General features: G+C 40.3%; 28 protein-coding genes. 13 read left to right on the top strand and 15 right to left on the bottom strand.

What is annotated here, in order from left to right:
- Positions 1 to 199: 199 nt before the first annotated feature.
- From HW120_RS15780 to HW120_RS15835, 12 genes are all read right to left on the bottom strand, one after another.
- Positions 200 to 634 (bottom strand): hypothetical protein, encoded by a 435-nt coding sequence (locus HW120_RS15780; RefSeq protein WP_177735306.1) that lies wholly within the window; start codon positions 632 to 634, stop codon positions 200 to 202.
- 105 nt (positions 635 to 739) lie between these two features.
- On the bottom strand, positions 740 to 1828 hold the full coding sequence (locus HW120_RS15785; protein WP_177735308.1) for an efflux RND transporter periplasmic adaptor subunit: 1089 nt from the start codon (positions 1826 to 1828) through the stop codon (positions 740 to 742).
- 4 nt (positions 1829 to 1832) lie between these two features.
- Positions 1833 to 4982 carry an efflux RND transporter permease subunit gene (locus HW120_RS15790; RefSeq protein ID WP_177735310.1) on the bottom strand — a complete coding sequence of 1050 codons (3150 nt, stop codon included), beginning with the start codon at positions 4980 to 4982 and terminating at the stop codon, positions 1833 to 1835.
- 11 nt (positions 4983 to 4993) lie between these two features.
- Positions 4994 to 6379 (bottom strand): TolC family protein, encoded by a 1386-nt coding sequence (locus HW120_RS15795; RefSeq protein ID WP_177735312.1) that lies wholly within the window; start codon positions 6377 to 6379, stop codon positions 4994 to 4996.
- A gap of 76 nt (positions 6380 to 6455) precedes the next feature.
- Positions 6456 to 6866, bottom strand: a complete 411-nt coding sequence (locus HW120_RS15800) for an HYC_CC_PP family protein (RefSeq protein ID WP_177735315.1) — start codon at positions 6864 to 6866, stop codon at positions 6456 to 6458.
- 241 nt (positions 6867 to 7107) lie between these two features.
- Positions 7108 to 7284, bottom strand: a complete 177-nt coding sequence (locus HW120_RS15805) for a histone H1 (protein WP_177735317.1) — start codon at positions 7282 to 7284, stop codon at positions 7108 to 7110.
- Positions 7285 to 8142: 858 nt separating this feature from the next.
- Positions 8143 to 8571: an arsenate reductase ArsC gene (locus HW120_RS15810; RefSeq protein WP_177735319.1), complete on the bottom strand. Its 429-nt coding sequence runs from the start codon at positions 8569 to 8571 to the stop codon at positions 8143 to 8145.
- Positions 8534 to 9595, bottom strand: coding sequence for an ACR3 family arsenite efflux transporter (gene arsB, locus HW120_RS15815; RefSeq protein ID WP_177735321.1), 1062 nt, complete (start codon positions 9593 to 9595; stop codon positions 8534 to 8536). Before arsB ends, HW120_RS15810 begins: the two co-directional genes overlap by 38 nt.
- Before the next feature lie 12 nt (positions 9596 to 9607).
- The gene (locus HW120_RS15820) at positions 9608 to 10081 is read right to left on the bottom strand and encodes a DUF6428 family protein (protein ID WP_177735324.1); all 474 of its coding nucleotides are present in this window, start codon (positions 10079 to 10081) and stop codon (positions 9608 to 9610) included.
- Between the two features lie 62 nt (positions 10082 to 10143).
- Positions 10144 to 10473 carry an ArsR/SmtB family transcription factor gene (locus HW120_RS15825; RefSeq protein WP_177735326.1) on the bottom strand — a complete coding sequence of 110 codons (330 nt, stop codon included), beginning with the start codon at positions 10471 to 10473 and terminating at the stop codon, positions 10144 to 10146.
- 108 nt (positions 10474 to 10581) lie between these two features.
- Positions 10582 to 11292 (bottom strand): hypothetical protein, encoded by a 711-nt coding sequence (locus tag HW120_RS15830; protein ID WP_177735328.1) that lies wholly within the window; start codon positions 11290 to 11292, stop codon positions 10582 to 10584.
- Positions 11293 to 11497: 205 nt separating this feature from the next.
- Complete coding sequence (locus HW120_RS15835; protein ID WP_177735330.1) at positions 11498 to 11902, bottom strand: hypothetical protein; 405 nt, start codon at positions 11900 to 11902, stop codon at positions 11498 to 11500.
- Between the two features lie 304 nt (positions 11903 to 12206).
- Here HW120_RS15835 and HW120_RS15840 point away from each other — a divergent pair, with 304 nt between their 5' ends.
- From HW120_RS15840 to HW120_RS15875, 8 genes are all read left to right on the top strand, one after another.
- Complete coding sequence (locus HW120_RS15840; protein ID WP_177735332.1) at positions 12207 to 13385, top strand: MFS transporter; 1179 nt, start codon at positions 12207 to 12209, stop codon at positions 13383 to 13385.
- A 406-nt stretch (positions 13386 to 13791) separates the two neighbouring features.
- Complete coding sequence (locus HW120_RS15845; RefSeq protein ID WP_177735334.1) at positions 13792 to 15300, top strand: hypothetical protein; 1509 nt, start codon at positions 13792 to 13794, stop codon at positions 15298 to 15300.
- 7 nt (positions 15301 to 15307) lie between these two features.
- Positions 15308 to 15922, top strand: coding sequence for a DUF6705 family protein (locus HW120_RS15850; RefSeq protein ID WP_177735337.1), 615 nt, complete (start codon positions 15308 to 15310; stop codon positions 15920 to 15922).
- Complete coding sequence (locus HW120_RS15855; RefSeq protein ID WP_177735339.1) at positions 15922 to 16530, top strand: DUF6705 family protein; 609 nt, start codon at positions 15922 to 15924, stop codon at positions 16528 to 16530. Before HW120_RS15850 ends, HW120_RS15855 begins: the two co-directional genes overlap by 1 nt.
- Positions 16530 to 17144 (top strand): DUF6705 family protein, encoded by a 615-nt coding sequence (locus tag HW120_RS15860; protein ID WP_177735342.1) that lies wholly within the window; start codon positions 16530 to 16532, stop codon positions 17142 to 17144. The genes HW120_RS15855 and HW120_RS15860 overlap by 1 nt, the downstream gene beginning before the upstream one ends.
- Positions 17144 to 17794: a DUF6705 family protein gene (locus HW120_RS15865; protein ID WP_177735344.1), complete on the top strand. Its 651-nt coding sequence runs from the start codon at positions 17144 to 17146 to the stop codon at positions 17792 to 17794. The genes HW120_RS15860 and HW120_RS15865 overlap by 1 nt, the downstream gene beginning before the upstream one ends.
- On the top strand, positions 17794 to 18438 hold the full coding sequence (locus HW120_RS15870) for a DUF6705 family protein (RefSeq protein WP_177735346.1): 645 nt from the start codon (positions 17794 to 17796) through the stop codon (positions 18436 to 18438). The genes HW120_RS15865 and HW120_RS15870 overlap by 1 nt, the downstream gene beginning before the upstream one ends.
- Positions 18438 to 19088, top strand: a complete 651-nt coding sequence (locus tag HW120_RS15875) for a DUF6705 family protein (RefSeq protein ID WP_177735348.1) — start codon at positions 18438 to 18440, stop codon at positions 19086 to 19088. The genes HW120_RS15870 and HW120_RS15875 overlap by 1 nt, the downstream gene beginning before the upstream one ends.
- A gap of 34 nt (positions 19089 to 19122) precedes the next feature.
- Here the strand turns inward: HW120_RS15875 and HW120_RS15880 are convergent, their stop codons facing one another.
- Positions 19123 to 19725: a DapH/DapD/GlmU-related protein gene (locus HW120_RS15880; RefSeq protein ID WP_177735350.1), complete on the bottom strand. Its 603-nt coding sequence runs from the start codon at positions 19723 to 19725 to the stop codon at positions 19123 to 19125.
- Between the two features lie 126 nt (positions 19726 to 19851).
- Here HW120_RS15880 and HW120_RS15885 point away from each other — a divergent pair, with 126 nt between their 5' ends.
- From HW120_RS15885 to fabF, 5 genes are all read left to right on the top strand, one after another.
- Positions 19852 to 20436, top strand: a complete 585-nt coding sequence (locus HW120_RS15885; RefSeq protein WP_177735352.1) for a TetR/AcrR family transcriptional regulator — start codon at positions 19852 to 19854, stop codon at positions 20434 to 20436.
- Between the two features lie 44 nt (positions 20437 to 20480).
- On the top strand, positions 20481 to 21659 hold the full coding sequence (locus HW120_RS15890; RefSeq protein WP_177735354.1) for an acetyl-CoA C-acyltransferase: 1179 nt from the start codon (positions 20481 to 20483) through the stop codon (positions 21657 to 21659).
- Positions 21660 to 21677: 18 nt separating this feature from the next.
- Positions 21678 to 22112, top strand: coding sequence for a PaaI family thioesterase (locus tag HW120_RS15895; RefSeq protein ID WP_246297004.1), 435 nt, complete (start codon positions 21678 to 21680; stop codon positions 22110 to 22112).
- Between the two features lie 102 nt (positions 22113 to 22214).
- Positions 22215 to 22760, top strand: a complete 546-nt coding sequence (locus tag HW120_RS15900) for a TetR/AcrR family transcriptional regulator (protein WP_177735356.1) — start codon at positions 22215 to 22217, stop codon at positions 22758 to 22760.
- A gap of 50 nt (positions 22761 to 22810) precedes the next feature.
- Positions 22811 to 24049: a beta-ketoacyl-ACP synthase II gene (gene fabF / locus HW120_RS15905; RefSeq protein ID WP_177735358.1), complete on the top strand. Its 1239-nt coding sequence runs from the start codon at positions 22811 to 22813 to the stop codon at positions 24047 to 24049.
- A gap of 78 nt (positions 24050 to 24127) precedes the next feature.
- On the opposite strand, the gene HW120_RS15910 is transcribed toward fabF, so the two are convergent.
- Both HW120_RS15910 and HW120_RS15915 read right to left on the bottom strand, forming a co-directional pair.
- Positions 24128 to 25264, bottom strand: a complete 1137-nt coding sequence (locus HW120_RS15910; protein ID WP_177735360.1) for a PI-PLC domain-containing protein — start codon at positions 25262 to 25264, stop codon at positions 24128 to 24130.
- Positions 25265 to 25278: 14 nt separating this feature from the next.
- The gene (locus tag HW120_RS15915; RefSeq protein ID WP_177735361.1) at positions 25279 to 25596 is read right to left on the bottom strand and encodes an antibiotic biosynthesis monooxygenase family protein; all 318 of its coding nucleotides are present in this window, start codon (positions 25594 to 25596) and stop codon (positions 25279 to 25281) included.
- Position 25597 lies beyond the last annotated feature (1 nt).

Below are 25597 nucleotides of genomic sequence, written 5' to 3' on the forward strand. Positions count from 1 at the left end.
CCGGTTACTTATTATATATTTCTTTTATTGGGTCTGATAATCAATATGCAATACTTATTTTCTGCTAATTACGGATTTTTTAATTTATCCTACAACATCTTTTCGCATTGTAACAGTTAGTAAGCTTATTCTGAGCATAAAAAAGTCCTGCCAAAATAGTATTGACAAGACCAATTATTAGGATTAATGTGTATATAAACTAATGCCCGGCTATAAAATCCTGGTAATTCTTCTCACTTTCAAAATAGGCTACATTGCCGTGCACTTCATCCAGCAGTACAATAAATGCCGTGGCTTTGTCCACCTTTGCGCCGGTATGTGCATCAACAGCCATGCGGACAGTGGCATCTTCCGGAATTCGCTTGACACACATATCGCAGCAGCCGTAGTACATTTTCCCGTCAAAAGGAACTTCCATTTGCTTTTTGCCCATATAGGCATCATTAACCATACACACCAGTTCATTCGGAACCTGCTCCCCTTTTTTATAGATTACCGGTAAAGCCCCCTTATCGGGTGTTACTGCCGTAACCGCTGTTTTCTTTTCAGGTATTACAGGCTTCTCTTTCGGATTACAGCTTATCATTAGGATACCTGTAAAGAAAAATATCCCGTATTTTTTTATTGTTCTCATACGCATTGCTTTTTAATTATTATTCATTGCCTTTTGCTTATTGCCATTTGCATTTGCATTTGCTCATTGCCCCTTGCCTTTTGCCCCTTGCCTTTTGCCTCTTCCTTATTCCCTCTTAACCATCATCCCCTCCTCAATTTCTTCCGTTGCTTTCAGCAGTATCTTATCGCCTTCTTTCAGGCTTCCGAAAACCTCAACCAGCTCCGGCAGCGAACGCCCTTTTGATACGGTGATGTGCTTTGTTTTCCCGTTAGCCACGCCAATCACATACAATCCCGTATTGCTTTCCACCAAAGCTGTTTTCGGGACAAAAAAGGTTGCTGTTTTTGCCTGTAACGGCAATACGGCTTCTACGACCATCAACGGTTTTAAATCATTGTTCGGATTCAGGATGTCTGCTTCAATGCGTTCGGAACGCAGTTTGAAATCCAGCACACCGGATTTACGGGAAATTCTTGCGGTATATTTCTTTTCGGGTAGTGACACCACTTTAAAAGGAATCGAATCCCCCAGATTTAAATAAGGCGTATGGGCTTCCGGCACCGAAAAGGATACCCTTAGTTTTTTTAGATCCTGCAAAACCAATAACGGTTTATCGGAACCTTTGCCCATAGGGCCCACATAGGAACCCAGATCCACATTCCGTTCCGCTACGATACCGTCAAACGGCGCCCGAATAACCAGGTAATCCGTCATAATCTGTATTTCCTGACAGGCTGATTTTGCTGCTTCCAGCTGCGCCTGATCGGCTAACTTCCGGGCGGTAATCTGGTCCAATGCATCTTTGGCAATAGCTCCAACGGTCTGGTTGGCTTTAAACAAACGGTCATAATTGGCTTTTGTAGCAATATAAATCGCTTCCTGGGCTTTCCATTTCGATTTGGCCGCAACTAACTGTGCCTGGATTTCCGGTGCTTCCAGTGTCATTAAAACCTGGCCTTTCGTTACCGTAGTTCCAATATCGACCGCCAGTTTTTTAACATAGCTGTTTACCTTGGCATAAATCGCGGTTTTCTGGTCGGCTGCTAATTCCCCGGCCAGTTTTAGCGGAATCAGCGGATTTTGTTTCGTCACGGCAACCGTTTCAAAACTTTGCATCATCATTGGCTTTGCCGGTGCTGCTGCTTTATTTTTATCGTTGGAATTACAGGATACCAATACTATTCCTATAAGCGTATAATAGATTAACTTCATGATGTTACTTTTCTAATGTTAAATAATGAATACTGTTTTCATCGTCCGGATCCAGTGACGGAGATGTTGTAGCGGTTTTATGCTGGATCCACACAAAAACCAACGGTAATAAGACCAATACGCTGAAGGAAGAGGCTATTAATCCGCCAATCACCGCTCTTCCCAACGGAGCAACCTGGTCACCGCCTTCTCCATGACCAATTGCCATTGGCAGCATTCCGGCTATCATCGCCAAAGTGGTCATTATAATTGGACGGATCCGTAAAGATGCCGCCTGTAGCGCCGCCTGCATGGCATCGCCATTTTGCAGGCGTAAGGCTTCGGCATTACTGATCAGTAAAACAGCATTGGCAATGGAAACTCCAACAGACATAATGATTCCCATATACGATTGCAGATTCAGTGTTGAGCCGGTTATTTTCAGCAGCAGCAACGATCCTAGGATTACAAAAGGAACCGTCGTCAGGATTACAAACGACACTTTAAAAGACTGGAAATTTGCAGTCAGCATCAGGAAAATCACCACAATTGCAATTAATAATCCGGCAGCCAGACTGTTCATGGTTTCATCCAGTACCGGCACCATACCGGACACCTGAACATTCACGCCTTTGGGCAGTTCTCCTAAAGAAGCAATAGCAGCCTGTACGTCTTTCTGAGCTCTTCCCAGATCGGACTGGTGGATATTTGCCGTTACCGGAGTGTAGCCCATCGTTCCCAGATTGTAGCTTTCGCCCATTACTTTTGTTGGCGTAACGGTGGCAACATCTCCTAAAACCGGGCGGTCCCCGTTTTTCCCAAGAGGAGTATTCAGCAATGCTTCTTTGCTGTTCAGCAGGTTTTGAGGCGTTTGCACCTGTACGTCATAGGCAATTCCCATCATACCGCCTACCCACATATTCTTACTGGTATAGCGGGAGGATGCCGTTGTAGGAATCAGCGAACGGCTTATATCCTGCGCATCAATCCCCAGTTGTGCCGCCCGTATCCTGTCTATATTAATCTCAAATGCAGGATACTGCAACGACTGAGGAATCTGCTGGTCGCGCAGGTAGTCGATTTCTTTTAGTTTTGCCAGTAATTTATTCGCATACATCACATTCATTTTTTTCATCATTCCCGAAAAACGAACTTCAATAGGCGTATTCGTTCCCTGGCTCAGGATCTTCTCGGTCAGCTCTATCGGTTCAAAAGAAAATTGTATCGCCGGCATTTTCTCTTTCATGTGTTTCCTGATTTTTTCTTTTAATGCATTGGTGTTTCCGCTAAAGTCCTTTAATGCCACCTGCATTAAGGCTTCGTGCGGACCGGCATTGTAGAGATAGATCGGGCTTACGGCGAAGGACGAAGGATGCTGTCCTATAAAAGCCGAAGAAATAGCAATGTGCTCTTTCCCGATAAGGGTTTCCAGTTCCCGTAAAGACTGTTTGATTATCCGTTCTGTTTTTTCAATACGGGTTCCTTCCGGTGCTTTGATGCGCACCTGAAACTGGCTGGAGTTAACCGTTGGCAAAACGTCTTTCCCGGTCAGGCTGAACAGTACAAAAACACTCAGCAATACCAGTACAAAACTGCCAATGATAACCGGTTTCCGCTTTGGCATCAACCGCTGTACAAACTGTACAAAACGGTTTTTAAACCGATCGAATGCATCCGGCTGCTGTTCGTGCTGTCCGGCCTTGTCTTTCATCAGCCAGTTCGCCATTACCGGAACAAACGTCTGGGACAATATAAAGGAAAATACCATTGAAAATCCAATAGCCAGTGCTAATGGCATAAACAATGAACCCGGTATGCCCGTCATCATAAAAGCCGGGGCAAATACCGCCAGGATACAAAGCAGTATCAGCAATTTAGGAAAGGCTATCTCTTTACAGGCATCCAGAATGGCCCTTGCCCTGGTTTTGCCCATAGCGAGGTGCTGGTGAATGTTTTCAATGGTAACGGTACTTTCATCCACAAGTATACCGATAGCCAGTGCCAGTCCGGACAGGGACATGATATTGATACTCTGCCCGAATAGTTTCAGGAACAATACTCCGGAAATAACCGATATCGGAATGGTCAGCACCACAATTAAAGCGGCTCTCCTGTCACGCAGAAACAGTAACACCATTAATCCGGTCAGGATGGCTCCTAAAATACCTTCAACAATCAGGCTTTTTACGGCATTGATCACATATACCGACTGGTCAAATTCATACGAAATGGTTACATTTTCCGGTAAATTGTTCTGGATGACCGGGATCGCTTTTTTCAGATTCCTGACCACGTCCCAGGTGGAGGCATTCCCCGATTTGGCAATATTGATATAAACGGAACGGACACCGTTAATCAAGGCATATCCGGTTGTAATATCGGCACCGTCCTTTACCGTTGCAATATCACGGATATAAATATTATCCACACCGCCTTTAAAAACCGGGATGTTTCCAAAATCGGCCACATCTTTAATCGTGTTGTTTGTCGGCGTCAGGTAATTCGTGTCCGCTATATAAATATTTCCGGACGGCGAAGTGATGTTGTTGCGGTTTATCGCTTCTACCACCTGTTCCGGTGTTAACTGGTGGGTACGCAGTTTATTCGGATCGATATTGATCTCAATCGTTCTCGGGCTTCCTCCAAAAGGCGGAGCAGTTGTTAAACCGGGAATCTTAATCAGGAACGGACGTGCCGTAAAATTGGCGATATCCTGCAATTCATTATTGGTTTTATCCGGACTTCTGAAAACCAATTGGCCTACCGGCTGGGAAGAAGCGTCAAAACGGATGATAAACGGCGGTGGGGCACCCGGCGGTAAAAATACCTGCGAACGATTGGAAAGTGCATTGATTTCGGCTATTGCCTGTCCCATATCGGTTCCTTCATAAAAGTTAACTTTCATCAGCGTCAATCCCTGGGTATTTTTTGTTTCAATGCTTTCGATTCCGCTGGTAAACAGCATCATGTTCACATACATCTTGGTAAAATAGCCTTCCATTTGCTGCGGCGTATAACCGTTAAAGGAATGGGCTATATAAACAACCGGAAGATTCATATCCGGCAGGATGTCGACTTTTATTTCTTTAGTAGCTTTAATCCCGAAGAATAAAAGCCCTAATACCATTACCATAACGGAAATGGGTTTGCGCAAGGCAAAGCGTATTAAATTCATAATTTCGGGGTTTAGTGTATAGCGTTCAGTAAAATGTTCAGATCGCCCATAGCGGCCGCTTTGATCCATAAGGCCTGCCAAATATTGTTCTGTGCGATTTCATACTCGATTTCTGCTCTGTTGAGCATATAGAATGCCTGGGTCAAATCGACAATGGTTGTTAGTCCGTTGTCGTACAAAGCCGTATGCTGACGATAAGCATCGTCTGCCGCTTTTACCTGGGTTTTCGTTTCTTCAAAATTCTCAAGGGCATTTTTGAGTTTATCGGCTGCCCATAACTGCTGCGCTTTAAGCTCCTGCTGCGTATAATCGTATTCCTTTTGCAGGGATTCCGTTATGAATTTTTGTTCCCGTATTTTCGAAGATTGCCGGTACAGGCTGGTCAGGTTCCAGCTCATCGTCAGCCCTACAATATAGTTGCTGCGGTCGATCCCTGCGCCATCCGAATAGGTTTTGGAAAAAGCGCTGTTATCCTGTACATAATTCCAATTAAAACCCGAACCGCGTCCCTGCAATACCCCAAATGCGGCAAGCGTGGGAAGTCCCAAAGCCGATTGCAGTTTTTCCTGCTGCCCGCTTTTTGTAACAACACTTTTTTGCCATTCAAGTACCGGGTGCGCCGTTAGGTCTAACGCTGTTTCCGATGCAAAAAGCGGCATCGTAGTGGTAAAAACACTGTCCAGTTGGTAATGCGCATACTCCTCACCCAGCATGACCGCCAAGGTTTTGGAATATTCCAGCTCCATGTCAAACGCTTTTATCCTCGCCGACTGTGCATTGGCTACTTCAGCTTTGGCAACCGAAAAGTCTACACCGGGAATCAATCCGCTGTTCGCACGGCTTTCGGTCGTTTCGGCAACAACTTTGGCCCGTTCCAGGTTTTTCTCCTGTACATACTTGATGCGCTGTGCTGCCAAAAGATTAAAATAGGCAGCGCCTACTTTGACTTTATGCTGAAACTTGGTTTGTTCTAAGTCCTTGTTTGCTACACTTTCATCTGCTTTTGCAATGGCAACCTGGTTTTTGAGTTTGCCGAAAGTAAAGAGATTCCAGTTTACATTGGCTAAATAAAGTGATCCGAAAGCGGCATTCCAGTTTTGTTCGGCCAGCGGCATGGATGTCGAGGCGACTCCCAAACCGCCATAGCCATATAAAGGTCCGTTTTGGGCATTAATAGTCCCGAAACTTTGTTGGGCTACCAGGGTCAGATCTGGTAAATACTGACTTTTTTGATACTGTATCGTTTGTTTTGAAGCTTTTTGTACCGCTTCTTTGGCTTTTATTTTTTCGAAATTCTGAACAGAACGTTCAAGCGCATCAGCCAGTTTTGTGGTTTGTCCCTGGACGGATCCTGCGACAAAGCATAGCACTGACCATGCAAAGAATTGCATTTTCATACATGATTATTTAAAATTAAACAATAGAAATTCGGTGGTAAATACCGGAAATACCACGCAATTCAATTGTTAACAATCAAATACGGTAAACGCAATAAAAAATATAGAGGGGATTGGCAGGAAGGGGTTTGGAGTGATAAACGAACTTTGGGGTCGCTGTTGTTTCAACAGTTACTGCCGGTTCGAACACAGCTCCGAAAAAACGGTGCGGTACTGCCTCACCTAAGTATTTATGGCTGACATCTAACTGTTTTGCCAATACCGTTTTTTCATTCAGCTTAAATTCCTGCTGCGCTTTTTTACAACAATCCTTCTGGTGTTTTTTGTTGTTCTTAATACAGTGCGGACAATTTTCGGCTGTTGGATTGTTTTCCTGATGTAACGTGATGTTTTGCGTTACTCCTTTACATAAATGCGAATAGGTAGTAAATCCGGAGGATACTACCATATATAAAGTGGCTAAAAACAGGAGAACTATTCTTTTCAATTTTCGCAATTATCGGTTCACAAAGCTACTGTTATTTATCCTGTTCTCTTTTTACTAATCACGCTTCTGTTTATACGATTCGGACATTTACCGGATCAAAACAGCAACATTACTACTTAAAACAGACATATTTCACTTTCACTCTTGTCCATATCACGCCCTGATCCGGTGCTGCCATACCGGCAAAAAAAATACTGCTCCGAAACCCGAAGCAGTACACGATCATTATAAAATAAATGAATTATTTTTTTGATTCTTCTACAGATACTTTTCTGAATTCTTTTAAAAGTTTGCTTAATTCTAAAGCTGACTTACGGGCTCTTGTTCCGGCTGCTTTATTTCCTTTTTCTACTTGAATTTCAGATTCAGCTTTGAATGTCTCAATTTCGGCGTTGATTTTAACTAATAAGTCTTTCATGATAATATATTAAAATTAAGCTGCAAAAATACTAATTCCTCTTAATTCACGGGCTATTGAAAGGAATTATCTCCTAATTTATTTAGCATCATACGGCTATCAAACAATAACTTTTACAGTAAGCAGCCGGCACGATATTCAACTTGTCGGTATTTTAAAACAGCAACCGCTTCTTTTACAGCATGCTACCGTAAAAATAAAAGAGAGGGAATGCAAACGTCCCCTCTCCTTCTGCAAGGAAGTAATAATTTACTTAAGATTACTTTCAATTCACTTGTAAACGCCCTACCAATCAAATTAAACAACTTCACAAAATTCTTGGCAAGTAATAATCTTTGTTTTCAATTTAACCGATAATTATGACTACAACATTATTAGCACTGTCATTGGCTTTTGCTTCCTTTTTTGTTAACTAACTGTTTTTAATTCAATAACGACACGGCGACATCCGTTTCAATTATCTACGTTCCTAAATCTATTTACACTTTTTAAACAATCATTTTCTTTAAAAAAGCTATCGCTAAGCTTTTTTCCCTTCCTGATACTTTCACCCTTTTTTAGCATTTCTACAGCTTTAGTTTCAGCATCAGGACACTACAAATGGAGAAAAAATAATGCTGAAAACAAAAAATTACACTACACAATTATACTCAATCCGGAAACTTTTTTTTGAACCCTTATCTATACAGATATCCCAGCCCGCAAGTGTTTTGAGGCGAGTGATACTCAAAAAATGTTTTGTGTACAATTGCGTAGGATGGAACCGGAAAAGGACTGTTTAATGGTGCTAATATGCGGCATTAAAAAACCGCCTCTTTTAGAAAAGGCGGTTTGCTTTGAAAAATATCGTGTGCTGTTTTAATCCGTTTTTAGATTGTCCTGAACAAATTGCCAGCAGTATTCTTTAATACTTTGTCTTACTTCCCGAAATTGCCGGTGTATCTCCGGAAGCGTTCCGGTAGCCTGAGCCGGATCGGGAAAGTTCTGGTGCAGCTTTTGCGCTTTTGTCGGGAAAAACGGGCAGCGTTCTTTTGCATTATCACAAACGGTAATTACAAAATCGAAAGCGATGCCGGCATATTCATCAATACTATTTGATGTATGCCCGCTGATATCCACACCGTCTTCTTTCATTATGGCAATAGCCAAAGGGTTCACACCGTGGGTTTCCACGCCTGCACTGTAAATTTCGGCAGTATTGCCTGCAAAATGACGTAAATAACCTTCTGCCATCTGGCTTCTGCAACTATTACCGGTGCAGAGTATGAGTACTTTTTTTGGGGTCATAAAATTGTTTTTTAAGGTATAAACTTGTTCGGACTAACAGGATCAAGACGGGAACTTCTATCAAAGGCCCGATAACGCCAGCAAAGGCTTGCGGAGAATGGATTCCAAACACACCTATGGCTACAGCGATAGCGAGTTCGAAGTTGTTTCCTGTTGCGGTAAACGCCACGGCAGCATTTTTATCGTAAGGAATGCCAAAAGCTTTGCCGGTAAAAAAACTGATCAGGAACATCAGTACAAAATAGAGCAGCAAAGGGATGCTCACTTTAATTACGTCTTTGGGAAGTGCTAAAAAAGCTTCTCCTTTCAGGCTGAACATCAATACAATTGTAAACAACAGTGCATAGAGCGTAAAGGGACTTATAAAAGGCAGGAACCGGTTTTGAAACCAGTGTTTTCCTTTCATTTTTATACAAGTGTACCGGCTTAAAAAACCAAGTACAAAAGGCAATCCCAGGTACAGCAATACGCTTTCGGTTACATCCCGCATCGGAACCGCAATATTAAAGCTACCGATTCCTAATTTTTCCGGTAGCACATTCAGAAACAGCCATACATAAAAACTATAGGAAAAAATCTGAAAAATACTGTTTAAAGCAATTAGTAAAGCGGCATATTCCCTATTGCCTTTTGCCAGATCGTTCCAGACAATGACCATCGCAATACACCTGGCTAACCCGATTAATATCAGGCCGGTCATATAGGCCGGTTCATCCCGCAGCAGTATGACTGCCAAGGTGAACATCAGTAATGGTCCGACTATCCAATTGAGTATCAAAGAAACGGATAATACCGTTTTGTTCTTAATCGCTTTCGGCAATAAGCCATACTCTACTTTTGTCAGCGGCGGATAAAGCATTAACAGCAAACCTATTGCCAGCGGAATATTGGTAGTTCCCCAGGACAGGCTGTCGATTAGCGTGGTTATACCCGGAAAGATATTCCCCAACAGTATACCGAAAAGCATTGCCAGAAAAATCCACAGGGTCAGATACCGGTCTAAAAAACGAAGTTTGGTCTGCATCACGGGTTCTAATTAGCAGCATCCGGAATCCGGAAAACAACAGGCAGCTGTTCCGGAATGGATTTCTGAAAGTTTTATTTTTGTTTTTTGCGGCGGTATTCCGCAGGCATCGTTGGCCAGACAGGCCGTTGTTTTATTTTTCAGTATAAAATTGTTCCCGTTAAAATCAAGATCATATTTTCCGATCGTTTCACTTTGGTATTCCACTTCAATTTCCAGGTCTTCCATTTGTAGTTTTGCTTCGGAAAGTTCTATAATATGAAGCAGTTTAGCCGGTTTTAAACGGTGTTCATAATCATCAGCATCCCATAACTGGAAGTTGGCTACTTTTTCATGACGAACGGTACCGCCGCAATCTATAAAGTGGCGGGTAATGATTCCTACTTCTGTTACATGAAAGTGCTCGGGTACAAAACTTCCGTTTTCGAGCTGAAAAGCGACATTATCCAATGCCGGCAGCATTTCTTTTACTTGTGATAGTTTCATAAATGGTTGTTTTATTTAATTGTAATATCGCATTATTACGATGGTTTGTTTTAAAAAAAATGCTAACAGCATTTTTCTATTCCTGCGTTTTCAATAAAAAAGTTATTGAGTTCGCTTTTGATCTGTTTCCAGCTCTGTTCGTCAATACAATAACAAACACTGGTTCCTTCAATATTTCCTTTTATAATCCCGATGTTTTTCAATTCTTTCAGATGCTGGGATATCGTTGCCTGTGCCAGTCCTAACTCTCCGACCAAATCATTACAAATGCAGCTGTTTGCTTTAATGATATGCTGCAGGATCGCTATCCGCGCCGGATGGGCCAATGCTTTCAGTATGGTTGCCAGCCGGTTTTGTTCTTCGTTAAATATGTCGGATTTGGTTACGCCCATTTTTACTTTTATTACATCGCAATATTACGATAATTAATTTGATTTAAAATCAATTCCTCCTTTTTTTGGTCTGTCTTTTCCCGAATACTACTATTTCCCGGATTGTATCTATTGCTTTTCGCTGTATATTTTTAATAATGCTAAAGCCAGATTCGGTTCAATACGGGTGATTCTTCCGGTAGTAATATTCACCCCGACACCTACATTAGCAGGCCCTATCCCTATCCCGGTCATGCCGATACCCGAAAAACTAAGGAAAGTACTGTATTCGTTTTCTCTTCTTTTAATCCACAAAGCCATCCCGGTAAAACCGCCTTTGCTCACTTTAATTTCTTCACCGATTTTTACATCGAATACTTTAAACTGCCCGTTGCCGATTTCATATTTTTCTCCCTGAACTTTATAGCTTTGTGTTTTGTTTTCGGTGAGGTCCTGACTGCCATAAACAAAAATCTTATTTTTAGGAATGTGTATAACGTTAGCTTCAAAAAGGGCATCCTCACAAAAAAAAGTGCTCAGAATCAATTCCCCGGTGGCATTGTCTAATTTTCTAAAACTTTCAAATTTAAAAGCATTGGCACCATATTTCTGGGTTTCGCTTTTTATCTTATCAAACAGCCGGACTACATTTTTAAGTTCCCCTGTTGCTTTTACTGTAGCAATTAACCGGGCATTGGCGAGATCCGTTTTTTCCGTTAAATAAATAAACTGCCTGTACTTAGGGTCTTCAATAGAATCATTTTTCCGGAGAAACTCGATATGCTGTGAAAAAGAGTAATGTGCTAAAAAAAGTAATCCTAAAATCAGTAGTTTTTTCATCTGCTTATTATATTAATGGTACCGGAAAAAAAGCAGACTAAAATAGCGCTTTTCCCTGAAATCCCGGTTAAAAATGGTTTTGTTTATGGAATCGAAAAAACGTTAATATGCTTTTGTTCGGAACGGTTCAGCCGATAGCTGGCAGTACACCATAAAAAAAGCTGAAGTTTAAAAACTCCAGCTTCTCTAATTTATTTTTTAAACACTATTTTTTGGCTTTGTCCAAAGCACCTTTAGCGTCTTCTTTTACTTTTTCAGCACCAGCTTTAACATCTTCCACTGCTTTATTGGTAGCGTCTTTTACTTCACCAGCAGCTTCTGTAGCTTTTGCTTTAGCAGCATCCCAGGCGCTTTTCGCTTTATCAACAGCTTCCTGAGCTAATTTTTCAGCAGCTTTATCGCCTTTTGCTTTAGCTTCCTCTAAGGATTTTTCAGCGGCTTTTAAATCTTCCTGCAGTTTTGTTTCCTCCGGATTTGCTTCAGGAGCTACCTCAGGTGCCGGCGGCGGTGCTACTTCCATAGTTTCTTCTTCCGGTTTTGGCGTTTCTTTTTTACAAGATGTTGCAAATAATAATCCGCATAATGCCAGGGTTAATGTTAGCTTTTTCATTGATCTATAATTTTTATGGTTTAAACTTATTCCTAAAATTATAAAAAAAATAAATCAATTCACTTATTTTCAGTGTAAATCATTATTTTTTAATAAAAAACAAATGATAAATACTTTTTTAAGCAGCTGTTTTTAAATATTTCTTTCTCTATTCCTTAATATGCATCAACAATGGACTGCTGTTTCAAAACAGCAATGCCGGTTTCGTATATCGGATTTTTATATTTCCGGCACACTTTACTGCTTTATTCTTTTCCTGTTTCACAATTAGTCGGTATTTTTGTGTGCTTAAAGTCCTTTCCTAATGATTACTAAACCTTCCCATCCAATCTACAATATTCATTTTGGTTTGGTTTGCTTAAGCTCCCTGTTATTTTCTGCCAGTTTTAACATGCTCATTCCCGAGCTGCCGGATTATCTGAGCAGTATGGGCGGAGCAGAATACAAAGGATTGATCATTGCCTTATTTACGTTAACCGCCGGGATTTCCCGACCTTTTAGCGGCAGGCTGACCGATACCTTAGGGAGAGTGCCGGTAATGGCAACCGGTTCGATAGTATGTTTTATCTGCGGCTTTTTATACCCGGTATTGGGAACCGTTTCCGGATTCCTGTTTTTACGACTGCTTCATGGTTTTTCCACCGGTTTTAAGCCTACCGCCACCGCTGCCTATGTGGCCGATATTATTCCGCGGGAACGCTGGGGCGAAGCACTCGGTATTCACGGGCTGTGTTTTAGCACCGGAATGGCAATAGGTCCCGCCATAGGAAGTTCCATTAAGTTATATTCGTCCATGAATATGCTGTTTTATGCTTCTTCCGTATTTGCCTTATTATCAATTCTTATTCTGATGAATATGAAAGAAACGCTTAAAAATAAAGAGCGTTTCCGGTTTTCCATTCTTAAAATATCCCGAAAAGACATTATAGCCGTAGAGGTTTTACCGGCAGCAATTGTTACCTTTTTATCTTATGTTGCCTATGGTGCCATACTGACACTGATCCCGGACTGGAGCGAACACATGGGAATTGCCAACAAAGGTTTGTTCTTTATGGTTTATACCATTGCCTCGCTGGTTATCCGTTTTGTTGCCGGTAAGGCTTCCGATAAATACGGCCGTATCCACGTTATAAAAATCGGTCTGGTACTCCTCTTTATATCGCTCTTTGTTATCGGCTACTCCGAAAGCTTTACCGGATTAATGCTCGGATCCACCATTTACGGAGTGGCAACCGGAATCTTATCGCCGGCTTTAAATGCCTGGACGGTCGATATGAGTCATGCCGATCACCGCGGTAAAGCAATGGCTACCATGTATATTGCTTTGGAGGCCGGAATCGGACTGGGCGCCCTGTGTGCCGGTTGGTACTATCAGGACGTGATTGCTAAAATACCGGTCATTATGTATGTAACGGCTGGAATTACCGTTTTGGCACTGCTATACATGCTGCTGCGTACAAAAACGGAACTGAAAACAGAATAACTATTATTTCCTGATAAAATGATAACGGGCGGCTATATAGCTGCCCGTTTTTTTTTGGACAGGCACGCCTGAAAAACAGCAAATTTTCCCCGGGCTGATTTCCGTATCTTTTTGTCTGAAACTACGTTTACATAACGGACAATTGGCTTTTTTTAGAATTAAACACTACTTTTTCAAACATTATTCTAAATTTTATTTGTATATCTCAAAATAAAGTTTTATGTTTATCCTGTTGTAATACAACAATATACGCTCCCCATTAAAATAACATACGGTTATCACTCCCCATATAACCAAAACAAACAGCAACAGGAATAGCCTTTTGCTGCACTGGGTGTTTTTTGTGTAAACCCACAAAAAAACTGCCCGGTAAACAGGTACTATTTGTAAATCTAAAAGCGAGATTATGAATCAAAAACAAATTAAAACCATTTGTTATGCCGTATTGTTTATACTTGGGGGATTGCTCACCGGATGTGAATTGGAAGAAGATGTTATTCAGAAGAATGCTTACCGGGAACGGCTTGCCATCCGCAACAGCACTTTTGACGCACTCTCAAAGGAACAGCCTTTTGTACAGGCACTTTCCGGCTTAAACAGAGGCAAACATGGCAAAGGCAGCTTCTCCGGAACAATCATGGAAGCTCAATACGGCTTTACGATTTTACCGGATAAAGCGGTTGTGATCGAAAAAGAAGGGAAAACCTCCTATACCTTTCAGATCGTCCGGGAAACACCGGACAGCACCTGTTTTGAAAACCTGGTGATCCATACGGATAATCCCGGCTCTACCAGGGCTTTTATCGTAAAATACACTCCGGAAGTCCCCATCGTTCCGAGTGTCACACACGAATCCTTTTATTTTAGCGGAGCAATCCGCATCACACCGATTGAATACAATGCTGAGCTGGCAGGGAAAAAAATAGTCTGTGTTACGGCAACGGTGATGATGTGTGACCAGTCCTGGTCGGGAAGCGGATCGACCACACCGCATGTGGCGACCCAGTATTGCAACAACCCGAACCATTTGTTTGAGGTAACCACCACGACCTGCGATATGGTGGCCGGAGGCGGCAGTTTTGGCGCCGGCGCCGGACAATACTCCGGTGGTGACGGTATGGGAGGTACCGGAGGAGGTGGCGGTGATGGCGAACCCGGTAACGATGATGGACTGACACCGCCGAATCCTTGTCCGCGTTGTCCTGATTTTACAACCGTTCCGGTGTTGGAACCATCGGAACCAGCAGTACATTGCGATAAATTAAAAGAGCTTTTAAAAAGTGCAGCCGTTAAAAATGCTATTCGTGCCCTGAATAGTGAACAGGTTTTTGGCGGCACTAAAGAAAAAGGCTATAACCTGGCGCTGAACCCACAAAATAAACTAATAGCAACCGAAGTGCCTTATCAGAGTACAGGAGAGAGTTCTGTTCGGTATTCTCAGTCTGCTATGCTTTTTGGAGGGATTCATTGTCATTTGTTTACACATTTTCCGATGTTCTCTCATGCAGATGTAGCGATACTAAGTGGTTTTTATACCCGTCATAATTATTCAGGAAATAACGGGGTGCCGGATCCTACTATTCCGGTACATATTTTAGTATCCGAAATGGGAGTATATGCCATTAGTGCTGATGATGTTGAAAGTTTGCAAAAATTAACTTCTATTTATTTGAATGATAGTAATAGAGATGATTTCGATAAAGATTTGGAGAAAAGATATACAAAAACAGAGAATAGAGATAATATTAGCGCTGTAGACTATCAAAAAGCTTTTTTGGAGTTTCTGAAAAAATATAATTTAAATATCTCAATGTATAAAGCAGATGATGATTTGACTAAATGGACTAAATTAGCATTAAATCCTGATTCAAATACAAATATCAACAATCCTATAATAACAACCAATTGTAATTAAGATAGTTATGAAAAATATACTCACAATACTATTAGTTTCTTTCTTTTTATCCTGTAAAGCACAGGTTATAGTACCACTTGCAAGTGATAGTGATATGGCATATAATAGTGGAACTTACAATAAGGATGTAGATAACGATTTTGATAAATATGTTGGAACCTGGAAGCACCAACAAGGTAATACATCATTAAAAATAGTATTAAAAAAAATAACATTTGATCATTTTGTGACTGAATATAAAAATTATTACCAGGATATTTTGGTTGGTGAATATCAATATATTGAAAACGGAATTGAAAAAGTCAATACTTTACAGCAAATGGAGTTAATGCCTTCAGAAGCAAGTGGCTATAATATCTCTGGAAATTTGATCATCGGCAAGAATACATATCCAAAATGTTCTGAATGTAATTTAAATGAAAGAAGAATAAAACTACGATATAGAGATCCTGAAAGGAAATATTTAAGTAATGCTATTGTTTTGCGATACAAAAATGAAAATGGCGCAGAGAAGATAATTGCTAAAATCTATAAAAGTGATGGTTCATTTATGCAGCCTGATGGCTCCCCTGATGAAATGCGGGTTCCTTACGGTGAATATGTTTTGACAAAACAACCGTAATGAAAAGCATATTGATAATACTGTTAGTCTCTTTCCTTTTATCCTGTAAAGCACAGGTCATAGTACCTCTTGCGGATGATAGTGATTTGGCGTTTACAAACGGAACCTATAATAAAGATGTTGACAATGATTTTGATAAATATGTGGGAACGTGGAAGTTTCAACAAGGAAATATGTCTTTGACTTTTGTGTTAAAAAAGATAACGTTTACGTACTACCAAAAAATGAATTATTATGAAGATTTGCTAATAGGTGAATATAAATTTATTGAAAATGGTATTGAAAAGGTAAATACGTTAAACCAGATTATTAATCCACCAGCGAAGACAGGAGATCATAATGTTTGGGGAAATTTATTATGGACAAACAATTTATATCCAAAGTGTAACGATTGTTTAGAAAACGAAAGAAGGGTGAAACTATCCATTACTGATCCATTAAGAAAATATCTTGAGAATGCTGTTATTCTACGTTACAAAAATGAAAATGGAACAGAGAAGATAATCGCTAAAATCTATAAAAGTGATGGTTCATTTATGCAGCCTGATGACTCCCCTGATGAGATGCGTGTTCCTTATGGTGAATATGTTTTGATAAAACAACCGTAATGAAAAGCATATTGATAATACTGTTAGTTTTTTTCTTTTTATCCTGTAAGGCACAGATTGTAGTACCTCTTGCAAGTGATAGTGATATGACATATAAAAGCGGTACCTATAATAAGGATATAGATAACGATTTTGATAAATATGTTGGAACCTGGAAGCACCAACAAGGTAATACATCATTAAAAATAGTATTAAAAAAAATAACATTTGATCATTTTGTGACTGAATATAAAAATTATTACCAGGATATTTTGGTTGGTGAATATCAATATATTGAAAACGGAATTGAAAAAGTAAACACGCTACAGCAAATGATTACACAGCCTAATAATACGAGTGAATATAATATTTCAGGAAACTTAATCTGGACAAAAAACTTGTATCCAAAATGTTCAGAATGCGATGAAAATGAAAGGCGGATAAAATTATTTATCTCCGATCCATTAAGAGAATATCTTTCAAATGCTATTATTTTACGATATAAAAATGAAAATGGCACAGAAAAGATAATTGCAAAAATCTTAAAAAATGGTACTTCATTTATGCCTCCAGATAACGCTCCGGATGAAATGCGTATTCCTTATGGAGAATATATTTTAGTAAAACAGCTGTAATGAAAGCATATATATACAGTTTAATATTAGGATTTATCGTCTTTAATACCTATTCTCAAACACCTATCATAAACAGGTACGGTGTAGAAAAATACGGTAGAATAGAAGGGGCATATTACAAGGATATAAATGGATTTCACAATCAATATATAGGAACGTGGGTTTACAATAATGGCAATACAACATTTAAAGTTGTCTTTAAACCAAAAGATAGTTTCCATGTAACTACGGATGTCAGAAATTATTATGCTGATTTTTTAATAGGCGAATTTCAATATATTGATAACGGAATCGAGAAGGTAAATACGTTTTCAAATATTAACCAAACATATAGTAACATATTTGATTACAATATTGTTAGTGTAACACGTATATATAAATCAACGTATCCATTATGCCTCGAATGTGAAGAAGATGAAAGACGTTTATTATTGTTCTTCAATGAGCCTTCCCGTAGAAATATTTGGGGAGGTATAAGTAATAAGTTTGTGATTAGAAGATTTATGCAAAACGGACAAGAAAAATTAAAAGTTCAATTTGTTTATACCGGTAACGGGCTTGAGTCTTTGAATACTATGGATGGACCTCCAGCAAATATAAATAGCTTTAGTGTACCTTATGGAGAATATATTTTAGTAAAACAACCGTAATGAAAGTATCTATATACAGTCTGATATTTGTATGTACTATATTTAATATTTATCCTCAAACGCCAATAATTGATATGTATGGTAATGAAAAATTTGGAGGTATTGAAGGAGCTTATTACAAAGATGTCAACGGATTTAACGACCAATATGTAGGCACTTGGCTTTATTCAAATGATGGTAACTCTTTCAAAATAACCTTTGTTAAAAAACTAATGTTTTATAATGTTACTGGTCCTAAAAATTATTATGAGGATTATTTAATTGGAGAATACCAATATATTGAGAATGGAGTTGAAAAAGTAAATACCCTTTCAAATTTGAACAATTCTTTTACGGATATTACAGATTATAATCTTTATTCTCAAGCAAGAATTTTTAAATCAACGTATCCATTATGCCCTGAATGCGGAGAAGACGAAAGAAGATTATTATTGAATTTTAATGAGCCCAGCAGGAGAAATATTTGGAATGGAATAAGTAATAAATTTGTTATTAGAACATTTGACGGACAAACAAAGCTTAAAGTTCAATTTGTTTATACCGGTAACGGGCTTGAATCTTTGAATACTATGGATGGACCTCCAGCAAATGTAAATAGCTTTAGTGTGCCTTATGGAGAATATATTTTAGTAAAACAGCTGTAATGAAAGCATCTATATACAGTCTGATATTAGGCTTTGTTTTATCAAGTGTTTATTCACAAAGCCCGATAATTCCAAGATTTGGTAGTGAAAGTGTTGGGAGAGTTGAAGGAGCCTACTATAAAGATATAAATGGTTTTCTTGACCAATACGCAGGTACTTGGCTCTATATGAATGACAATGCGTTGTTAAAAATAGTACTTGTTAAAAAGCTTATGTTTTACAAAGTAACAGGGTTTAAAAATTATTATGAGGATTATTTGATAGGAGAATACCAATATATTGAGAATGGAGTCGAAAAAGTAAATACCCTTTCAAACTTGAGCAATACTTATACTGATATTACAGATTATAATCTTTATTCAGTTGCAATGGCTAAGAAATATTCACCTCCTTCATGTCCAGAATGTAGTGAGGATGAAAAGCGTTTATTACTAGATTTTAATGAGCCAAGCCGAAGAAATATTTGGAATGGGATTAGTAATGATTTTGTTATTAGAAAATTTACTGAAAATGGGGTAACCAAATTAAAAGTTCAATTTGTTTATACCGGTAATGGACTTGAATCTTTGAATACTATAGACGGACCTCCAGCAAATGTAAATAGCTTTAGTGTTCCTTACGGTGAATATGTTTTGATAAAACAACCGTAATTATTGGGCACTCTTGTCTATCCCAAAGCATGGGTTAAGGAACCTGGGCAACCAGTTCCAGCCGTTTCACAACACTATGCTGCATCAATAATGTTCCGGGTGATAAAACGGCATTAGCCCCTACTTTTGTATTATCGCCCACCAAGGCACCAAATTTTTCAACTCCGGTCGCGACTATACTGCCGTCATGCATAACAAAAATCAGTTTGTTATCCCGTTCGTTATAATGGTTCGCAATTACCGAACCCGCTTCAAAATTTACGTTACTGCCCACGATGCTGTCGCCTATAAAATTAAAATGGGCAGCCGCTGTATTTTCAAGGAGAATGCTGGTTTTAATCTCACAACCGGGACCGATCTTTACGGAACTCGCCAGATAAACACCGCCTCTCAGGTATGCATGCGCGCCTATAAAGCAGTTTTCAGCAATAATTACCGGTGCTTTTAAGGTTACGCCTTTTTCGATAACAGCCGTTTTATGAATCGCAATACCGTCAATAATGGTATATTCTTTTTCCGGTAATGTGGCTATTTTAGCATAAATACTATCCGGAATTTTAGAAGTTACTTCCCATGGTTTCCAATCTTTTTGAAAAGGAAAATGTTTGATAAAATCGGCGGTATAATGTGATAACATCTTGTCTTTGTAATTACAGTGATTTAAAAGTACAAAATCATTTTATTTCCTCAGACTATATAATCGAATTAAAATGTTGCAAAATTATACCAATCGGTATATATTTGTATTGTATTTTTTATCGTCATGAACAAAGCCGAAAAAACAAAGCAGTTTATTATTGAGAAGACCGCTCCTATTTTTAATATGAAGGGCTATTCCGGCACGTCCATGCAGGATATCACTTTAGCCACCGGACTGACCAAAGGCAGTATATACGGGAACTTTAAAAATAAAGACGAAGTGGCACTGGCTGTTTTTCAGTACAATTATGAAAAAATGCAGACTTTGTTTATACAGGAGATCAGCAAAAAGACTACCTACCGGGAAAAATTAATGAGCTATCCGGAACTGTATGAAAAATTCGCCACCGAAAGATTTCCTTTGGGCGGCTGTCCGATTATGAATACCGCAATTGAAGCAGACGATACCCATCCGCAGCTCAAAGCATTGGCAAAAAAAGCCATGCTGTTCTGGAAAGACAGCCTGGTACGCCTGATCAATAAAGGTATCGAAAAGAACGAATTCAAAAGCACTACTAACGCCGATGAAAATGCCCTGACCATTATCGCCCTGATTGAAGGCGCAATAATGATGATCAACCTGACCGGCAAGTTGGACTATCATCAATCGATGATGAATACCCTCCGAAAAGTAATAACCGCACTATAAAAATTTTTTAACCAAAAATATACCGATCGGTATAAAATAAAATTATGAAAAACGTCAATATTATTCTCGCAAAAAGAACCCCGACAGGAGGTTTTCTCGGCAGTCTTTCACATTTGAGTGCCACCGAATTAGGAAGCATTGCCATCAAAGCTGTTTTAGACCATACCGCGGTTCCGGCAGCTGCCATAGATTCGGTATATATGGGCAATGTATTATCGGCAAATCTGGGGCAGTCACCGGCACGCCAGGCAGCACTGTTTGCCGGTATTCCCAACGAAACCGACTGTACTACCGTTAACAAGGTTTGCGCCGCCGGGATGAAAGCCGTTATGCTGGGCGCACAGCAGATTCAGCTGGGCATTGACCAGGCGGTAATAGCCGGCGGTATGGAAAGCATGAGCAATGTGCCGCACTATACCCAGCAGCGAAAAGGCAATAAAATGGGCAATTCCACTCTGGTAGACGGTTTACTGAAAGACGGTTTAACCGATGTTTACAACGGTTTCCACATGGGCAATGCCGCTGAGATTTGTGTACGAAAATACCAGATCAGCCGCGAAGAACAGGATCTTTATGCGCTTGCTTCCTATAAAAAAGCGACCGACGCCACCCAATCCGGAAAATTTAAAAATGAAATTATCCCGATAAGCATCCAAACAAAAAACGATACACTTATTTTCCAGGAAGACGAAGACATTTACAAGATCATTCCGGAGAAAATCGGGAAATTAGCGCCTTCTTTTGAAGAAAACGGAACCATTACCGCAGCCAATGCCAGCAATCTTAATGATGCTGCCTGTGCGATATTACTGGTTTCCGATGAAATGGTTGCACAATACCAGCTACAGCCTTTAGCAAGAATTATCGGTTATGCCGATGCGGCACAGGCGCCGGAATGGTTTACCACCTCCCCTTCCATTGCGATTCCGAAAGCTTTACAGCAAGCCGGACTAACCCTTGATGCAATCGATTATTTTGAAATTAACGAAGCCTATGCTTCGGTGATTTTAGCCAACCAGAAAATCTTAGGCCTGGATCCGGACAAAGTCAACGTATATGGCGGCGGTGTCGCCATGGGACATCCTATAGGCGTTTCGGGCGCAAGGATTATCACCACCTTATTGTCTGTCTTACAACAGGAAGGCGGTAAATATGGTGTAGCCGCTATTTGTAACGGCGGCGGCGGCGCATCGGCAGTCGTGATTGAAAACATTACCCGCTAAATCCAAAACATTATCCCAATGAAAAACGAGGCATTCGAATATTTAAAACAACATATCGGAAAAGAAGTGAGTACTTCTCCTTCCCCTTTTATGAATTGGCTCAAACCGACCATGCTGGCGGTGGAAGAAGGCCGTTTGTCCTTTCAGTACACCATTCGCCACGAAATGACCAATCCCTATAAAACCCTGCATGGCGGCATCGTAGCAGCCATGATTGACGATGCGATTGGCGCAACTTTAATCTGCTACGGAGAGCCCTATTTTTATCCCACGATCAATAACGTTATCGATTATTTTGCCTCAGCAAGAGAAAACGATATTATCATCGCCGAAACAAGTATTATTAAAAAAGGCAACCAGATTGTCAATGCACAATGTGAGATCTGGAATAACGACAAATCAAAGCTCCTGGCCAAAGGATATACGAATCTTTTAAAGACCGGAATGAAATAACCCAATGAGCAGCCCTGTTTTACACGCAGGGCTGTTTTTATGTAAAAGCAAAAGTATTCTTAAATTTTACTTACTAGTAAGTAAAATTTTTATATTTGTACCATGAATGCTACCAGAGAAGAAATAATCCGTATTGCAGATGAGCTGATTCGCTCAAAAGGATACCATGCTTTCAGCTATGCCGATATTTCAAAAGTATTGGGCGTTAAGAATGCTGCCATCCATTATTATTTTCCTTCCAAATCGGATCTGGGTGTTGCTGTGATTGACAATACCGCAGAAAAATTCCAACAGACGATCCGATCCTGGGAACAATTGCCCTATGAAACGCAATTTCAGCATTTTGTGACCATGCATCAGAAAACCCAAAAGAACGAATGGGTCTGCCTGATGGGCGCTTTATCACCCACTTATGATACCCTGTCTGAAAGCATGCAGCTCCAATTGAAGGAACTGGCAGACAACATCATTATATGGCTGACCGGTTTATTAGAAAACGGAAGAGCAAAAGGCGTTTTTCATTTTACCGAAGAAGCCAAAGCCAAAGCTTATTGCATTCAGTCATCCCTTTTAGCATCACTATTACTGAATAAAGTACTCAAAAATGATGTGTACCAGGTCATTCAGAATACTATTTTAACTGTTTAGCTTTTAACCCGCTTACCGTTTCCGGTGAGCTCACCATAAAAGGAATAAAAATGAAAAGAGTCGTAATAACAGGTCTGGGTGCCTTAACACCCATTGGAAATACTATCGATACCTTTTGGAACAACAGTATCAACGGCGTAAGCGGTGCCGGATTAATCACCCGTTTCAATGCCGAAAAATTCAAAACACGGTTAGCCTGTGAAGTCAGGGATTTCAAACCGGAAACATACTTAACCCACAATGAGATCAAACGAAGTGATTTGTTTACGCAATATGCTTTGTACACCGCTGCACAGGCCATGGAAGATTCCGGGCTGGATGTTGCCAAAATGGATCCGTTTGATATCGGGGTGATCTGGGGCGTTGGCCAGGGCGGAATGGAAACCTTTGAAAACGAAGTGCGCGATTTCACTTTAGGGGACGGTACACCGCGTTTCAATCCGTTTTTTGTTCCGAAGCTGATTGTCAATATGGCTTCCGGTATGATTTCGATGAAATATGGTTTACAGGGCATTAACTATACCACCGTTTCGGCTTGTGCCACTTCTAATACAGCCATTATGGATGCTTATAATTACATCAAGCTTGGCAAAGCCAAAGTATTTATAACCGGAGGTTCCGAAGCGCCTATCACACCGGCTTCAATGGGTGGTTTTGCTGCCATGAAAGCGATGTCGACACGCAACGACGACCCAAAAACAGCCAGCAGGCCTTTTGACAGTAACCGGGATGGTTTTGTAATGGGCGAAGGTGCCGGAGCCCTGATCCTGGAAGATTATGAACATGCTGTTAAAAGAGGTGCCAAAATCTATGCAGAAGTAGTAGGCGCTTCAATGACAGCCGATGCGTACCACATGACTTCTCCGCATCCGGAAGGTATTGGTGCTGCGAAAGCCATGCAGCTGGCTCTGGAAGAAGCCCGATTGAATCCGGAACAGATTGATTATATCAACATGCATGCTACGTCTACTCCTGTTGGCGATATCAGCGAGTTAAATGCGGTCAAAAAAGTGTTTACAAACAGTTCCAATTTAAGCATCAGCGCCACGAAGTCCATGACCGGGCATTTATTGGGAGCTGCCGGTGCTATTGAAGCGATCCTGTCTATAAAAGCCATTAATCACAATATTATTCCGGCTACCATTAACCTGCACGAACCGGATAAAAATATCCCGGGCGATATTCATATTGTTGCCAATACTGCCATTGAGAAAAAAGTAACTGCCGTCATGAGCAATGCTTTTGGTTTTGGCGGCCATAACGGCATCATTGTCCTCAAAAAGATCTGATAAATACCATAAAAAAAGGCTAAAATCCATTGAATTTTAGCCTTTTTTATTGCCTGGAACTGTCTTAAAAAAACAGCCTTATTTTCTTTTATAATCGAATGTGGCCGGGAATTTACGGGTAACGATATTCGGTTCGGTGATGATTTTTTTGCCATATTTCGGGTTGATCTGCCTGTCCATAAACGTTTCGTCTTTAAACTTCTTATGCTCTACTATAGCCGATACTTTTACATTCACATCGATTGGCTGTACATAGTTGTCATTTTTAAGCATTACATAGAATTTTCCCTGTAGCATACCCGATTCGGTAAAGCGCTTAAAGGTGGCTACGCCCCTGCCGAAATCATAGGATTTAATAGGCTTGTCCTGTAAAAACAGTTTTTTGTTTTCTTCATTTACCAATGCATATTCCACATCTTCACCAATAGACGGCAAAGCCAGATTGGTCACTGCTCCGGCGGCAATTCCGCCTAACGGACTGGTAAAAATGGTCGTTGCTCCCTGAACAGCGCCCACAATCATCTTCCGGTTTTGCTGCCAATAGTCATTACTTTCTTTTCCTACGCCAACCCAGTATGCCCAGGCTACCACTTTTTTGGTTTCGTTAGCGGTAACAGCATTGTTGGGCAGGCTGAAAAAAACGCTTGACTGGCTCGCATCCAGGCTGGTTTTCGCATTCACCCGCTGGCTTTTATCCAAAACCATTTCTTCATATTTCTTTTCGTAGGTTACGACCTTTCTGGTTTTCTGTACCAGTAACGTATCATAGCCGGTTACGACATCTTTCGTAAACGAATTCCAGGTGGTATCCTGTTCTGTTACCCATTTTACCGTGGTGGTAAAGTTTTTGGTTTCTTCTGCAGCCGGAATACGCTGGATAAGTACTTTTGCCAGTTTTTCTTCGGCATCGTTGTTTTTAAACAGAAATTTAAAAACGGCTTTATGATTTACCGTTATCAGCTGTTTTTTTACTTTTTTGGTATCTATTGTCCTGAATTTGACTACGTCCGGAAATTCCGAAACGGCAACTTCGCCGATCTTTTTGTTATTATCTTCTTCAAAAGTGAACAGCAGCTGGTCCCCTTCTGCAAATCCGTACAGCAATTCTTCGGAGGAATCGGGTTTTATTTTTAAGGTTATTTCGGCTACGGTTATCGGTTTCTGAGCCAAAACTAAATTTGCCATCATTACAAACAGCAGGGTAATTTTATTCATTTTTAATTGTTGGTTTATTTTTCAAATTCATAGTCGCGTTCCACTTTGGCAATGCGCACTTTAAAAGTACTATACCAGTCGGTTCTTCCTTTTGCCCTGGCCACGCTGTGTTCCATATTCATTTTCCAGTGCTTTATCGCTTCCAGATCTTTCCAATAGGAAACGGTAATTCCTATTTCCGTTCTGGAGGATTCCACTCCTAAAAATCCCGGCTGTTCCTTTGCCAGAGCCACCATCCGGGTGGCCGTTTCTTCATAACCCTCTTCGAGAGCGGTTCTTTCGGAAGTAAAAATAACGGCATAATACGGCGGTTCGGGTGTTTGGGCTATCATT

The organism is Flavobacterium inviolabile, from assembly GCF_013389455.1.
GTDB classification, from domain to species: Bacteria; Bacteroidota; Bacteroidia; order Flavobacteriales; family Flavobacteriaceae; genus Flavobacterium; species Flavobacterium inviolabile.